Source organism: Sutcliffiella halmapala (genome assembly GCF_002019665.1).
In the GTDB taxonomy this organism is placed as follows: Bacteria; Bacillota; Bacilli; order Bacillales; family Bacillaceae_I; genus Sutcliffiella_A; species Sutcliffiella_A halmapala.
In genome coordinates this window covers 4327923-4343095 of the sequence record NZ_KV917375.1, presented here as the reverse complement: position 1 = coordinate 4343095, position 15173 = coordinate 4327923, and the positions used below count along the sequence as shown (strand labels likewise).

Here is a 15173-nt window from a genome sequence, read left to right as displayed (position 1 = left end):
GTGAGAAATAGAAAAAGTCAGATGCTCACCCCGAAATCTCATAAGAACCTCCCAAAATCAAGCCAATAAGGTTCGCCAACCCCTCCTTCAAAAAAATTTTCAAATATGTGTAGTAGTTTGGTTTCTTTGTTTCGTCTATAAGGTATAGTCGTTCATGGAAAGGGGGGAGAGTACTATTGAGGAGAAACTGTTAATTAGGAAAACGGTGGCTGGGGATGAACAAGCTTTTCGAATGTTAATTAATCAATATCGTATACATATTTATCATACGGTGTACGCAATATTACGAAATGAAAAGGATGCAGAAGATGCAGCACAGGAAGTATTTATTAAAGTTTTTTATGCTCTCCCTGCCTTTCAAGCAAAAGGGTTAAAAACGTGGATGACGAGGATTGCTGTAAATCATGCAATAGATTTAAAGCGAAAGACTGTTAGAAGAGCGGAAGATATTTCGGAAGAGTTCGAGGTTACTAGCACAGAGACCGTTGATCGTCTCCTTCTACATAAAGAATTTCAGCACTATGTAAAAAAGAGGATAGATGAACTTCCTGATAATTACCTGACTGTTGTTCAATCCTTCTACATAGAGGATAAGACATACAAACAAATTGCGGTTGAACAGAACATCGAAGAAAAAACAGTAGAAATGAAGCTTTATCGCGCTAGACTTTGGATGAAAAAGAACTGGAGAGAGGAGGAATTTCAATGAGCCATCTTACGAAAGAGGATATCGCTAATTTACTAGAAGGTAGCTTATCTGAATTCACACAAGAACAATTCGAAACGCATTTATACAGCTGTGATTCTTGTTTAGAAACATATATGCAGCAAGTACATGAGAAACAAGGAGTACTACCGATATTAGAAGATCCACATAGCTTTACGGATCAAATTATCGCACAGGTTCCGGTACGGTCTCAGAAAAAGAAGGAGAGACATACAACAGTTCTTCACTATTTTCTTGCAGCAGCGGCAACGATTTTCCTTATGTCTTCCGGGGTTTTTCATAGTATTTTTGCTTACACCAATCAAATAGATTCACATGGAGCACAAAGTTCACAAGTAACTACGAGTATTATAGATAAGCTTTTTTTCTATTTCGATAACATTTCTTTAAAGGAGGAAAGATAAACGATGCCAAGTAAAGCATTTAATCCAATTATTGCGCTTTTTTTAGGGATAATCCCTGGGGCAGGTCATCTTTATGCGAATAAAAATAAAAAAGGAGCATTTTATTTAATTAGTTTTTTTCTTACGATTTTCGCCTCACTATTTATGCTAGTCATGTCTCGAGATGATTTATTTGTGGCCGGCCTTATCTTTATCGCATTTCCAATAGGAGTAATCAGTGTAATTGATTTGATTTTTACACTTATAACGTATCATAAACCAGCATCAATCTCCCCTACACCTGATGGATTAGAAGAACAGCCAACAGCATACGAAAGAGAAAGATACTACACGATTCTTCTTTCCTTTATACCAGGACTTGGACACTTCCAGTTAGGCTTAATGACGAGAGGGCTAAACTTTCTTCTCTTCTTCTTCGGACTAGGAATTATGGTAATCTTTATTTCCATAATTACAACTCAAGATGGATTTCTCGTCTTCTTAGGACTACTACCTGTTATTTGGATATACAATATGTTTGATTCACTGCAAAACTTAAGTAAAAAGCAACAAGGTGAGGAGCTTCAAGACCGGACCATCCTAGAAGATTTTGAACAAGTTAAGGATGACGGACGAAAAAGTAAATCCATTACAATGGTTCTTTCTATGTTTCCAGGTGCGGGTCACCTTTATCTAGGCTTGCAAAAAAGAGGATTACAGCTCATGCTGTTCTTCGTTCTTTCGATTTATGTCTTAGATCTATTGCGTTTATCCCTGTTTCTCTTTCTCGTGCCGGTAATATGGTTCTTTAGTTTCTTTGATGCCATGCAGCAAGCGGCGAAGTTTCCGGAAGAAAGAAAAGACGAGCCCGTCATTGCCTATTTCATTCACCATCAACGCTGGATCGGGATCGGACTGCTTTCACTAGGGATTTTCTACTTAATTGATAGTGCAGTAATACCCAACCTTAACGAGTACCTATATACAGCATACAATCTTGACTTCCTATACTGGTACCAGAGAACCTTCCAAATTACTATCGTCTGCCTACTCATGATCATCGGTGGAATCAAACTAATAAAAGGAAGTAAGCCCAAAAAAGAGCGAGAAGTATAAAAGGCAGAAAACGGAAAATGGTGCCAGGCACCATTTTCCGTTTTCTGTATTTCTCACAATTTTCGTTTTTATTGCATGTTTGCTATGGAATAGGCTAATATGTTATCTGTGGTTAGTTTGAAAGTTGACTGATTAAAGAATGGAAATTATAGTTAATTTATACGATCAATTATAGAGTGCTTTGAATTATAAAGTTTGTAAATATAAGTATAGGATGATGGGAAATGAAACGTGCAAGAGTTATTTATAATCCAACATCTGGACGTGAGGCTTTTAAAAAGCACTTACCAGAAGTATTAGTAAGGTTAGAGAAGGCTGGCTACGAGACATCTTGTCATGCAACAACATGTCATGGAGATGCAACAGAAGCGGCAAAAATCGCAGTAGAGCGTAAGTATGATTTGGTTGTTGCAGCTGGCGGAGACGGAACCATCAATGAAGTGGTAAACGGTCTAGCTGAGCAAGATTATCGTCCACAGTTAGGTATTATTCCTGTTGGTACAACCAATGATTTCGCTAGGGCCCTCGATCTTCCTCGAGATGATATTTTAGCATGTGTGGATGTCATCGCAAGCGGAGTACCATTGCCAGTGGATATCGGTAAAGCCAATAATCAATATTTTGTAAACATCGCAGGCGGCGGGAAAATGACAGAGCTTTCCTACGAAGTTCCAAGCAAAATGAAAACAGTGATTGGCCAGCTTGCTTACTATTTAAAAGGAATAGAAATGCTGCCCTCCATCCGACCTACAAATGTAGAAATTGAGTATGATGGAAAGATCTTCGAAGGTGAAATTATGCTATTTCTAGTTTCCTTATCTAATTCCGTAGGTGGATTTGAGAAGCTAGCTCCGGATTCCTGCATGAATGATGGGATGTTTGACTTAATCATTTTGAAGAAAGCGAATATTGCGGATTTCATCAGAATTGCTACATTAGCTTTAAGAGGCGAACATATTAAAGATCCATTAGTCATCTATACAAAAGCAAACCGTGTAAAAGTATGCACGCAAGAAAAAATGCAATTAAATCTAGACGGGGAATACGGCGGATTACTACCAGGAGAATTCGAAAACCTATATCGCCATATCGATGTTATTGTTACGGAAAAGCGCAAAGAAACAGAAATGAATAAAATTCGATAAGCAGCGGGGAAACCCGTTGCTTTTTTTATAAGGCTCTGTTAAACACCGCTGTTGATTTCCGCACAAGGCTTCGCTTTCCGCGGGGCGCTGATGGAGCCTCCTCGGCTCCGCCTGTGGGGTCTCCACCAAACGCTATCTCCCGCAGGAGTCTTCGCCTTGTGCTCCAATCAACAGCTAGAGTCCTAAAAAATCAACACTGTCCTTTAACAGAGCCTTTTATAAAAAAACAGGAGGTCTCCTTCTTCTTAATCTACCTCGATCACAAATGTATACGACGCCGCGCCATTTTTCCATTCTGCAAATACTTCATAAATATAGCGTCCCTCTTCTAATGGAGCCTCAAATTTTCCGTTACTTTGGGCTACTTCCTTATCGCGTTCATCTTTATTCCAGAGAAATACAGATATTTGCGGGTTGCTGTCGAATGCAATGGTCACTTCAGACGGAGTGGTGACTTGTATTGCCTCAAAATTCGCCGCAATTTGATTAGGAGAAGCCGCGTCCGTTGTCACCACCTGCATAGTAAGCCCTTCTTTTTTCTCCCATCTATACCCACCTTTTCCCATGCTGTACTCTATTTCGTTGATAATGACAACTCCATGTGGATTTGGTGGAAAGTCTTCTTCTATATTAACCCCGCTATCTCTCAAACAAGCTGTTGCGAAAAGTAGTGAAAATAGAACTAACATACATTTGATTTTTTTCGCGTACACTTATATGCCCCCCTTTAAGAAATTTGACGAGATAAAATGGGATACGTTTCATAATACTGCTTTTATCTTGCCAAAATGGAGCAGGTCAAAAGTACTTTTATATTGAAACTACATCATTCTTCACCTTTTTCAGAATAAATATGATAATATTTTGAATAGTGATTCTTCTTCTGGGAAATCACGCCCGATTTTACATTATTTATGCGGAACTAGCCTTACAAAAAGGGGAGGAGATCACATGAATAAAGAAAATTGTAAGGGCTTTATTTTTACGATAATGATAGCTTCCATGCTTATTGGCTGTAGCATAGATGCACAAACTAACGAGCCTAAAGAAGTCAATATTCATAACATGATTTTTTCGTTTGAAGGAAATGAGGATTTTGGTGAACAATATTTAACGTATGAAATTTCGATGGTCTGTAGTGACGGTTTAGTAATTAATAAAAATAGTATAGAGCCATTATTTGCGGGTTGGATAGAGGAACGATTAATAGAGCATCAGATTATGGAAATCGTCGAATTAGAGGACAATGGACTGAAAATTGTTGGGAAAGTCACCTTTAATGCAGAGGAACTTTCAAAAGCAGATATCGTAAAGCTGGCAGAACTAGATGAGAGCGTTCAAGGCGTATTGTTTAAGACGATGGACGGAGTCAGTTTTCAAGCTGTAAAAGTAGGGGAAAGTACGGAGTTAATTGAGATTGGTGGCTAAGAAGAATTATTGACAATACATACCAAACTGGATATAATCTTTTCAAATATGAAAACGTAGAAGAGGATTAGTAAAATGGTTGCGTCTATGAAGAGAGGGTGCTGATTGGTGAGAGGTGCCTATAGATGTTCATTCGAACCTGCCTCGGAGTTCTGTATCGGATTGATTGAAGATGCAGCGGTTCAAAACCGTTACCATGGAAGAGTGTAAAGCGATGCTTTGAATAAGGGTGGTACCGCCAGAAATGGTCCCTTATGAAAGTATGGCTTTTTTTATTTATAAAAAAAAGGGGTGTAAGAGATGAGTAAGAAGTTTGTAGAAAGAATAACAGGCATGGAAGAGGATTTTGCTCAATGGTATACAGATGTTGTAACGAAGGCGGAACTCGTTGATTATTCGAGTGTTCGTGGTTCAATGATTATCCGACCATATGGATATGCGCTCTGGGAAAATATCAAAAATGAACTGGATCGACGTATTAAGGAAACGGGTCATGAGAATGTGTATATGCCATTGTTTATTCCAGAGAGCTTGTTACAAAAGGAGAAGGACCATATTGCAGGGTTTGCGCCGGAAGTGGCATGGGTAACACACGGTGGAGCTGAGAAGTTGGCAGAAAGATTAGTAGTTCGCCCGACCTCAGAAGTGCTTTTTGCGGAACACTATAAAAATATTATCCATTCCTATCGGGACCTGCCAAAGCTTTATAACCAGTGGTCCAATGTGGTGAGATGGGAAAAGACGACGAGACCTTTCTTACGTACGCTAGAGTTTTTGTGGCAGGAAGGTCATACATGTCATGAAACAGATGAACAGGCACAGGAAGAAACTGTGAAAATGCTGGATGAGTATGCAGAGATTTGCGAAAAGTTTCTAGCTATACCAGTGGTAAAAGGGCAAAAAACGGAAAAGGAAAAGTTTGCTGGAGCAAAGCACACGTATACGATTGAGAGCTTGATGCATGATGGCAAGGCGTTACAATCTGCCACCTCGCACCATTTAGGGGATGGATTCGCGAAAGCATTCGGCATTCAATTCTTAGATCGTGATGGAAAGCAACAGCATGTCCAGCAAACTTCATGGGGTTTTACGACCCGAATCATCGGTGCCATGATTATGGTGCATGGAGATGACCGCGGTTTAGTGGTGCCGCCAAGAGTAGCACCAACTCAGATAATGATTGTCCCAATTGCACAGCATAAAGAAGGAGTTCTTGATTTTGTCTATGAAATGAAGGAACGTCTGTCTGATAAGTTCCGTGTCGGGATTGATGCAAGCGATAAAAAGCCGGGCTGGAAATTCAATGAATATGAAATGAAGGGGATTCCACTCCGCTTGGAAGCAGGTCCACGAGATATCGAACAGAATCAGGTTGTTTTAGTAAGACGTGATACGGGAGAGAAGCTTAGTGTTTCTATGGAAGGGCTGGACGAGACCATCTCGAGTGTTCTAGAAGAAATCCAAGAGAATCTCTATGAGAAGGCAAGGAAGCATCGCGAAGAAAAAACGAGTGTGGCCTTGACTTTTGCAGAATTCAAAGAGCAGTTGGAAAACAAAGCAGGCTTTATTAAAGCAATGTGGTGTGGCGACCAAAGGTGTGAAGATAAGATAAAGGAAGAAACAAGTGCTACTTCTAGATGTATGCCATTTGAACAGGAGAAGCTTGGAGACAAATGTGTATGCTGTGGAAAAGAAGCGAAGCACATGGTGTATTGGGCGAAGGCGTATTAATATAGGAAGAACGAAAAGCTTGAGTATTCTCAAGCTTTTCGTTTATTTATTTCGTAATAAATGACCTGTTTCACATTCAGGCCAGAATAAATTAATTTCCAAAAAATACCCCCAGATGTGCAAGTCACCTAGGGCATAACTCTAATACTTCATTGCTCTTCATAAATTCTCAAATTCCCATAAATCTTCTCAAGTGTTGGAACTGCAATCCCTTTTTCCTCTGCAATCGCTAGGAGGTATCCGAAGAAATGCTCAGCTTCTACTGATAATCCCTTTTCCATATCCCGTAGCATCGAAGATTTCATTTTAGGCTCCATTGACTGTAGCTTATCCTGATTTAACTCTACTATATTTTCGGCGAGTGGTGCACTGACGCTATTCATCAGGGAAGCTACTTCACGCAATGTATCTTTAACCGTTATAGCACCATACTTATCCACCCTAATCGGGCCGATAGGAGAACGGAATAAGGTGGTCACACCAGCAAGAGTAGCAATAAACAAATATTTATGCCACATGTCTTGGTTAATATTCTCCGATAAAATAAAGTTACTTTTTGTTCCGCTAAAAGTCTCCATTAGCTTCATTATTCGTTCTGTTTGTTTTCCAGAACGTTCTCCAAATACTAAATTGTGAATTCCACTCGTTTGTACAATGGCACCTTCATAATCTAAGGTAGATTCGACAAAGCAAAGGCCACCAAGGATATTTTGTTCATGAAAGGCCTCGTCTAGATCATTTAAATGAGAAATACCGTTCAGTAATGGAAGGATTAAAGTGTTTGGTCCGACGTATGGACGAAAGTCTTCGATTGCGCCGTCCAACTGGTAAGCCTTCATCGATACTAACACGACGTCGTAATGCTCAATTTGTTCACCAGCTTGAATAAGGGATGGTCTCATCGATACGTCTCCATGAATACTTTTAAGGACAAGTCCTGTTCTCTCCAGTTGTTTCTTTCTCTTTTCTCGAACTAAAAAAGTAACATTGCCTCCTTTTTCTAGTAATCTTCCACCGAAGTATCCGCCAACGGCTCCCGCACCAACAATTAAGATTTTCATGAATATCCTCCTTTAGTTTCGTACATTTTATTTTAACAGGTTAAAGTACAAATAGTTTGAAATTTGGCTTCATCCCGATTAAATGAGTAATCAAGTCTATGTGTCGAAATTAAATTTCAAGTATTTATTAAAATATATTGATATTAAATTTCTGTAAATGTATAATGAAGGTGTTCAGAAATGTAAAGGTTTTCATAAAGAGGAATCTCTTAATCTTATATAAAGTAGGGGATAAAAATGAATCTAGAAAAATTATCAACAGAGCAACGTAACCAGAGCACCATGGATCTAGATGAAATGAGTGTGCTTGATGTTCTTCAGACAATGAATAAGGAAGATCGAACTGTGCCAGAGGCAATTAGCGAGACACTGCCAGTGATGGAAAAGTTCGTTATTCAAACGATCGCTTCCATGAAAAAAGGTGGTCGACTTATATATGTAGGAGCGGGAACAAGTGGAAGGCTAGGAGTGCTTGATGCAGCTGAGTGCCCACCAACGTTCGGTGTGGATGCTAGTCTTGTAGTTGGTTTAATTGCCGGAGGACAAAAAGCTTTCACCGAAGCAGTAGAAGGCGCAGAAGATTCCGAGGAAGCAGGTAAGCAAGATTTAGAGAATCTGAACCTGACAGAAAATGATGTAGTGGTAGGACTTGCAGCAAGTGGACGTACTCCATATGTGATTCGAGCGCTTCAGTATGCACAAGAAGTTGGTTCTACTACCGCAAGTATTGCATGTAATAAAGGGGCTGCTATCAGTGAATATGCACAGTTCCCGATGGAAGTTGTTACAGGTCCTGAGGTGTTAACTGGATCTACACGTTTAAAAGCAGGGACAGCACAAAAGCTTGTCCTAAATATGATTTCCACCACTGTGATGATTGGTCTTGGAAAGGCTTATCAAAACTTAATGGTAGACGTGCAAACCACTAATGAAAAGCTACATCATCGTGCGAAAGGTATCATTATTCAAGCAACTGGTGTGGATCTTGAGACAGCAACTGCCTATTTTGACAAGGCTCATGGAAATGTGAAGGTAGCAATAGTGATGATTTTAACCAATATGAGCTATGAAGAAGCGTTACAGCAATTGGAAAAATCAGAAGGCTTTGTACGTAAGGCAATACAAAAATAAGGAAAAAGGGGATGAGGGGGCAATGAAAAAGGAGATAAAGCTAGCTCAATCCATCATTGAAAATGTTGGTGGAAAAGATAATATTGCGCAATTGAACCATTGTATGACACGTGTGCGTATCGCATTGAAAAATGATAGCCTCGTACAGATGAAGGAACTACGTCAAGTAGATGGTGTAATGGGAGTTATTGAAGATGATACACTTCAAATCGTCGTAGGACCAGGAACGGTAAACCGTGTAACAGAAGAAATGAGCCGTATCACAGGGTTGAAAATTGGGGAAGTAGCAAGTGATTCTTCATCGACTGCCAATGATGTGAGGGGAGCAATTAAGAAGAAAAATAATACTCCATTTAAAAACTTACTTCGTAAAATCGGTAGTATATTCATTCCATTGATTCCTGCTCTTGTTGCATCTGGGATTATAAATGGAATTGCCAATTTCGCAAAAAATGCTGGGGCAGATCCAACAGCAACGTGGTTAAGCATCCTTCTTTTAATTGGTGGAGGGGTATTTGCTTACTTAGGTATTCTGGTAGGGTGGAATACTGCGAAGGAATTTAATGGAACCCCGGCATTAGGTGCTATAGCAGGTATCTTAATTATTAATCCGGGTCTTGCTGATATAACGTTATTTGGGGAAGCACTTGTTCCTGGGCGTGGCGGATTGTTTGCCGTCATGTTTGCCGCATGGTTAATGGCTGTTGTGGAACGTACGGTTCGTAAAGGTGTACCAAGTTCTGTCGATATTATTGTCACACCACTTATTACTGTTTTAGTCGTTGGGTTTGCTACCCTTATATTTGTTCAACCTGTGGGTGGACTTTTAGCAGAAGGAATTACTTCAGGTATCAAGATGGTTTTAGATGTTGGTGGAGTAGTAGCAGGTGCTGTGCTGGCAGGCTTCTTCTTACCATTAGTTATGGTTGGACTTCATCATGGATTAACGCCGATCCACTTAGAATTTATTAACAGTATTGGTGTGACTCCTATTTTAACTATCCTAGCGATGGCAGGAGCCGGACAAGTAGGAGCTGCACTAGCTATCTTTGTGAAGACACGTAATAAAAAATTACGTAATACAATCAAAGGTGCTCTACCAGTAGGATTCCTAGGTATTGGAGAACCGCTTTTATACGGGGTAACGTTACCGCTTGGCCGTCCGTTTGTTACGGCTTGTATGGGAGCAGCGGTAGGAGGAGCATTTCAAGCTTTAGCAAAAACGGCGGCAACAGGAATTGGTGTATCTGGGCTGTCTTTAACTCCACTTATTGCCGATAATCGCTTTTTATACTATATAGGTGGACTTGTTATTGCCTACACGTTTGGATTTATTTTCACCTATGCCTTTGGCTTTAAAGAAGAAATGGCTGATAACTTATCATAATATACAATCACAAAAAAGCTGCTCACTAATAGAATGAGCAGCTTTTTGATTAAAATGGAGGGAAAACAGATGTTAGGACTTTCAATTTACTTAGGACAACAATCCATTGAACAAATGGAAAGCTATATGAAGAAAATGCATGAAGCAGGTTTTCGCACAATTTTTACTTCGTTACACATTCCTGAGGATGATCCCACTATGTATGTTGCAGCGTTAAAACAACTTGGAGCGTTGGCACAGTCACTCGATATGGAACTTATGGCAGATTTATCTCCTTCCTCATGGAAATATCTTGATCTATCTATTGAAGAAGCGATTGTATTAAAAGAGTGGGGAGTCACTGGAATCCGTGTAGACTATGGTTTTTCTCCAGAGCAAATTGCTATGCTTTCTAAAGAAATGAAGGTGGCATTAAATGCAAGCACAATTGACGAAGCATTTTTGCAACTATTAATGAATGCCGGATTACAAACAGATCAAGTAGAAGCTTGGCATAACTTTTATCCAAGACCGGAGACAGGACTAGATGATCAGTGGTTTAAAATACGTAATCAATGGCTAAAGGAGCAAGGTCTCACCGTAATGGCGTTTATTCCTGGGGATCAGCAGCTGAGAGGACCACTTGAACTAGGGTTACCAACGGTGGAAAAACATCGTGGACAATCAGTGTTTGCTGCTTATTTAGAGATGACAAACGACTTCTATGTTGATAAAGTATGTATTGGTGACCGGAGTATAAAAGATGCGACATGGAAGCAATTTATGAAATATCAAGAAGATATTATTCTAATTTATTGTGAATCTCTCTCTTTATCCGAAGAGGAACGAAGTATTTTGCAGATGAAGCATCGCAACAGAATGGATCCTGCACGGGATGTCATCCGATCAGAGTCCTCTCGTTTTTATGCGCAAAAGGGAAGAATAAATATCGAGCCCAATAACCAAATCCCACGAACAAAGGGTACCATTACGATAGATAATAGTAATTATGGTCGTTATGTAGGAGAATTGCAGGTGGCGTTAAAGGATTTGCAGCCTGATGAAAAAGTTAATGTAATTGGCCGTGTGTATGAACAAGATCATCCATTACTCTCCATGATACGTCCAGGTCAATCCTTTTTGTTTTCCAATTATGATCCAAAAGATTGAAAGGAGCTTCTATGTCGACATTTTCCATATCCAAACAAATTGAACGTCAATTAGATCGCTTTACAGATGCTGAAAAAGTGGTTGCAACATATGTGATTAAGAACGCAGAGCGCGTTACACATATGAGTACGAAAGAGTTAGCAAATGCTTGTGGTGGAAGTGAAGCTTCCATTATACGATTTTGCAAACGACTTGGTACTCAAAGCTTTAAAATTCTAAAAATAGAGCTTGCTAAAGAGGTATCTGTAAATAATGAGATTGTATTTGATTCCCCTCTCCAATTTCAGGATGATACAAGTACAGTCATTCAAAAGGTTATGTTTAATACAATTCAAGCACTTCAAAATACAGAAAAAATAGTAAATGTCTCTTCTTTTACAGAGGCGGTAGAGACATTAAGTAAGGCAGACCGTGTGTATCTATTCGGAGTAGGCGGTTCTGCTGTTGTCGCACAAGATTTTAAACAGAAACTCTTGCGAATAAATATTTCAGCTTTTCAGTCGGAAGATAATCACCTTCAAATGATGATGGTGGCGAATGCAACAAAAAAAGACGCCATTCTTCTTATTTCCACGTCAGGGAAAACCAAAGAAATATTGGATGTCTTGGCTGTTGCAAAAGAAAGAGGAGTACCTACCATATTATTAACACAGCACGCCCCTTCACCCGCCCGTCGATTAGCTGATATTGTGTTAACAACATCAGAAGAAGAACAAAACTTGCGGATTGGGACGATGACAGCTCGTATTGCGCAGCTAGCAATTATTGATGCCTTATTCATTTCTATTTGCTCAGAAAGAGGGCAAGGGGTTTATGAACGCATCATTAATACTCATAAAGCAGTGCAACGGAGAAAGTCATAGCAAGACAATTAATAATGTTTAACGTTAGTCCCTAACTTTAATAGTCAAATAGAAAAAAGCCGATTTTCGTTTATTAAACGTCAATCGGCTTTTTATTTTCAATTAGTCATTAATAAAAAAATAAGAATAATATGGTAATATTGTTACTGAGTCCCTAACCGCATGGAACAATTATATGTCACATTAGCCCAATGGAAAACTTAATAAGGGGTGCGTTTAAATGAAAACTACCAATTACAAAGAGGTAGGAAAAATAGTATCGACAGTTACTAGTGAAATGGAATTTTCTGGTGTTATTTATATTCAGAACGGTAAGGAAATGATTCATGAATCTGCACATGGCTACTCCAATCGAGCTGAACAAATAAAAAATAAAATTAATACTAGATTTGGAATTGCCTCAGGCTGCAAGCTTTTCACAGCCATCGGTATTTGTCAGCTAATCCAAGCAGGTAAATTAACAGTTGAAACGAAAATAAATGAGTGCCTTGCCATAGATTTACCATACTTTGATAAAAGCGTTACCATCCATCATCTGTTAACGCATAGCTCTGGGATTCCAGATTATTTTGATGAAGCGGTAATGGAGAATTTCGAGGATCTATGGAAACAAAATCCGATGTATCAAATCAAGGAGTTACGAGATTTTTTACCCTTGTTTCAGCATCAAAAAATGATGTTTCCACCTGGCGCGAAATTTCATTACAACAATGCAGGATTTATTCTATTAGGGCTAGTAATCGAGCAGATTTCAGGTGAAAGCTTTACTAGTTATATAGAGAAGAATATTTTTGGTCCAAGTGAAATGCAAGATTCGGGTTATTTTTCCTTAGACCAATTGCCAGCAAATACAGCGACTGGCTATATCGACAGCGAAGACGGCAGCTGGAGAACCAACATCTATTCCATTCCAATCAAAGGAGGAGCAGATGGCGGGGCGTTTACCACAGCACTTGATATGTCGAAGCTTTGGACAGGGTTGCTACATCATCGATTATTAAATGAAGAAATGACTCAAAGATTATTAACTCCTGTAATTGAGGTGGACGAGGATTCCCACTATGGATATGGCATATGGATTAGGAAAAGAAACAATCGTATTTTCAAATACCATGTAATGGGATACGACCCAGGAGTTAGTTTTGCTTCTTCTTTTTATCCAGAATCAGGTGTGACTATGGTTATTCCATCAAATAAAGAAGGTGGACCACATAAAGTCACAAGTGAGATAGAGAAAATGTTAATGATAGAAAAGGAATAAAATTAGTAGGATGAAGAGGTATCTCTGAGGTATGGGGAGATGCCTCGTTCTTATGTGAGGTGTTTAGATTAAGATGAAAATGCTAGTAGTCGAAGATGAGCCAGAAATCATGGCCCTTATAGTAAACTATTTTTCAGAAGAAGGTTGGGAGATTTATCAAGCGACAGATGGCTTCCAAGCGCTCGAGTTATTTCAACAACATTCCCCGTTTGATACCGTTATTCTCGATTGGATGATTCCTAAAAAGAATGGGTTAGACGTGTGTCGAGCTATTAGACAAAGTTCTACAGTACCTATTCTTTTCCTAACAGCAAAAACAGAAGAAATAGACAAGCTATTCGGTTTGGAGGTTGGGGCGGACGATTATATAACGAAGCCATTTTCTCTACGAGAGCTTTCGATGCGGATCCGAGTTATTTTACGACGAGTTCAACAAGCTGGAGGAGTAAAAGAAGAGCCTGCCGTGATGACCCGTGGCTCCCTTCACATTTTTCCAGAAGAGTTTCGTGTAACGTTAGAGGGTAAAGACATTCCATTAACGAGAACGGAATTCAGGCTATTAGAGACGCTTGCGACATCTCCTGGTCGAGTATACAGCCGCTTACAACTACTCGAAAAGGCACTAGGGGAAGAATATGCTGGGTATGAACGCTCCATCGATACACATGTTTTAAATCTCCGCAAAAAAATAGAGCAGGACCCTTCACATCCTGCCTATGTCCTGACGGTATTTGGTATCGGATATAAATGGGGAGAGATGAGATGACGTTAAAATGGAAGCTGCAATGGGGCTATGGAAGTCTGTTGGTTGTTGGAATCTTTCTATCTCTCTATATTGGCATTCAAATAGGGAAGGAAGAGACAAGTACGGATACTTACATTTGGCTTTTCGTGCTGCTATTAGTTCTCTTGTTAGCGGGTTTGTTTTTACTCGCGAGCAGTCTAACGAAGAAACTAACCAACCTTTTATCGAATCGACAGCTCCAAACGACCAAGACCAAGGATGAATTCGAGCTACTGGATGAGTTACTTCTGTCGTTAGATACCGAGCGTTTAAAAGGAGAAGAACTGAAGAACCGAATGATGTCAGATGTTGCTCATGAACTCCGAACGCCTTTAACGGTGATAAGTGGAAGGCTAGAAACAGTTTTACAAAAAGCAGATGATGAAATAGCGGTGCAACTTTTACCTATCATGGATGATATTAGTAGAATGTCGCGTCTTATTCAGGATTTAGGACAGCTAAGTCTAGCGGAATCCGGTAAGCTCCAGCTTCATCGGACATGGGTCGAAGCGAATGAATTTTTACAAGAAGTAACGACACAATTAAAACCAGTTGCCGACGATAAAGAGGTAGGGCTTCACATAAGGAAAAGGGAGCCGGTTCGAATATACTTAGATACCAATCGAATGAAACAAGTGTTGATCAATATCATTGGCAATGCGATTCGATATAGTCCAGCTCACACGGAAGTGCAAATCAAATTATCAACGACTTCGACTAACCTAACGATTGTAATTTTAGATCAAGGTCCTGGCATTCCTCTGGAGGAGCTTCCCTATATTTTTCACCGATTTTATCGGATCGAAAAATCACGAGATCGACAGCAGGGCGGAATGGGATTAGGGTTAGCGATTGCCAAGGAATTCGTCCAGGCACATGGTGGTACATTAACGGCAGAAATCGAAAGGGAGGAGGGAAGCCGTTTTACCATTATCCTTCCGCTCTTTCCGGAATCTTGACAAAATCTTGATAGCTTCTTCATAAGTTTCTGAAAAGCTTTCTTTATG

15 protein-coding genes and 1 other annotated feature are annotated in these 15173 nt (G+C 39.6%); of the genes, 13 read left to right on the top strand and 2 right to left on the bottom strand.

All coding sequences use genetic code 11. From position 1 onward, the window contains the following. Positions 1-154: 154 nt before the first annotated feature. The 4 genes from BK580_RS21275 to BK580_RS21260 all read left to right on the top strand — a co-directional run bounded on the left by BK580_RS21275 (position 155) and on the right by BK580_RS21260 (position 3371). Positions 155-709, top strand: a complete 555-nt coding sequence (locus tag BK580_RS21275; protein ID WP_078382274.1) for a sigma-70 family RNA polymerase sigma factor — start codon at positions 155-157, stop codon at positions 707-709. Then, entirely contained in the window at positions 706-1131 is a 426-nt protein-coding gene (locus tag BK580_RS21270; protein ID WP_078382273.1) for an anti-sigma factor, read from the top strand. Before BK580_RS21275 ends, BK580_RS21270 begins: the two co-directional genes overlap by 4 nt. A 3-nt stretch (positions 1132-1134) precedes the next feature. Further along, the gene (locus BK580_RS21265; protein ID WP_078382272.1) at positions 1135-2226 is read left to right on the top strand and encodes a hypothetical protein; all 1092 of its coding nucleotides are present in this window, start codon (positions 1135-1137) and stop codon (positions 2224-2226) included. A 224-nt stretch (positions 2227-2450) separates the two neighbouring features. Further along, entirely contained in the window at positions 2451-3371 is a 921-nt protein-coding gene (locus BK580_RS21260) for a diacylglycerol kinase (RefSeq protein WP_078382271.1), read from the top strand. Between the two features lie 245 nt (positions 3372-3616). Here the strand turns inward: BK580_RS21260 and BK580_RS21255 are convergent, their stop codons facing one another. Beyond that, entirely contained in the window at positions 3617-4084 is a 468-nt protein-coding gene (locus BK580_RS21255; protein WP_078382270.1) for a hypothetical protein, read from the bottom strand. A gap of 238 nt (positions 4085-4322) precedes the next feature. Between BK580_RS21255 and BK580_RS21250 the strand changes: the two genes are divergently transcribed. Together BK580_RS21250 and proS are read left to right on the top strand one after the other, a co-directional pair. Continuing rightward, on the top strand, positions 4323-4799 hold the full coding sequence (locus BK580_RS21250; protein ID WP_078382269.1) for a hypothetical protein: 477 nt from the start codon (positions 4323-4325) through the stop codon (positions 4797-4799). Positions 4800-4847: 48 nt separating this feature from the next. Next, positions 4848-5055: a binding site (T-box leader), on the top strand. Between the two features lie 44 nt (positions 5056-5099). After that, entirely contained in the window at positions 5100-6530 is a 1431-nt protein-coding gene (gene proS, locus BK580_RS21245; RefSeq protein WP_078382268.1) for a proline--tRNA ligase, read from the top strand. A gap of 149 nt (positions 6531-6679) precedes the next feature. On the opposite strand, the gene BK580_RS21240 is transcribed toward proS, so the two are convergent. Then, a complete protein-coding gene (locus BK580_RS21240; protein ID WP_078382267.1) occupies positions 6680-7591 on the bottom strand; it encodes a ketopantoate reductase family protein in 912 nt (303 codons plus the stop codon). Positions 7592-7828: 237 nt separating this feature from the next. Here BK580_RS21240 and murQ point away from each other — a divergent pair, with 237 nt between their 5' ends. From murQ to BK580_RS21205, 7 genes are all read left to right on the top strand, one after another. After that, positions 7829-8722, top strand: a complete 894-nt coding sequence (gene murQ / locus BK580_RS21235) for an N-acetylmuramic acid 6-phosphate etherase (protein ID WP_078382266.1) — start codon at positions 7829-7831, stop codon at positions 8720-8722. Positions 8723-8744: 22 nt separating this feature from the next. Next, positions 8745-10109, top strand: a complete 1365-nt coding sequence (locus BK580_RS21230; RefSeq protein ID WP_078382265.1) for a PTS transporter subunit EIIC — start codon at positions 8745-8747, stop codon at positions 10107-10109. A 69-nt stretch (positions 10110-10178) separates the two neighbouring features. Then, complete coding sequence (locus tag BK580_RS21225; RefSeq protein ID WP_078382264.1) at positions 10179-11258, top strand: DUF871 domain-containing protein; 1080 nt, start codon at positions 10179-10181, stop codon at positions 11256-11258. A gap of 11 nt (positions 11259-11269) precedes the next feature. Then, on the top strand, positions 11270-12121 hold the full coding sequence (locus BK580_RS21220) for a MurR/RpiR family transcriptional regulator (RefSeq protein WP_078382263.1): 852 nt from the start codon (positions 11270-11272) through the stop codon (positions 12119-12121). 220 nt (positions 12122-12341) lie between these two features. Then, on the top strand, positions 12342-13382 hold the full coding sequence (locus BK580_RS21215) for a serine hydrolase domain-containing protein (protein WP_078382262.1): 1041 nt from the start codon (positions 12342-12344) through the stop codon (positions 13380-13382). 73 nt (positions 13383-13455) lie between these two features. Then, on the top strand, positions 13456-14148 hold the full coding sequence (locus BK580_RS21210; RefSeq protein WP_078382261.1) for a response regulator transcription factor: 693 nt from the start codon (positions 13456-13458) through the stop codon (positions 14146-14148). Next, entirely contained in the window at positions 14145-15125 is a 981-nt protein-coding gene (locus BK580_RS21205; protein ID WP_169865195.1) for a sensor histidine kinase, read from the top strand. The genes BK580_RS21210 and BK580_RS21205 overlap by 4 nt, the downstream gene beginning before the upstream one ends. Positions 15126-15173 lie beyond the last annotated feature (48 nt).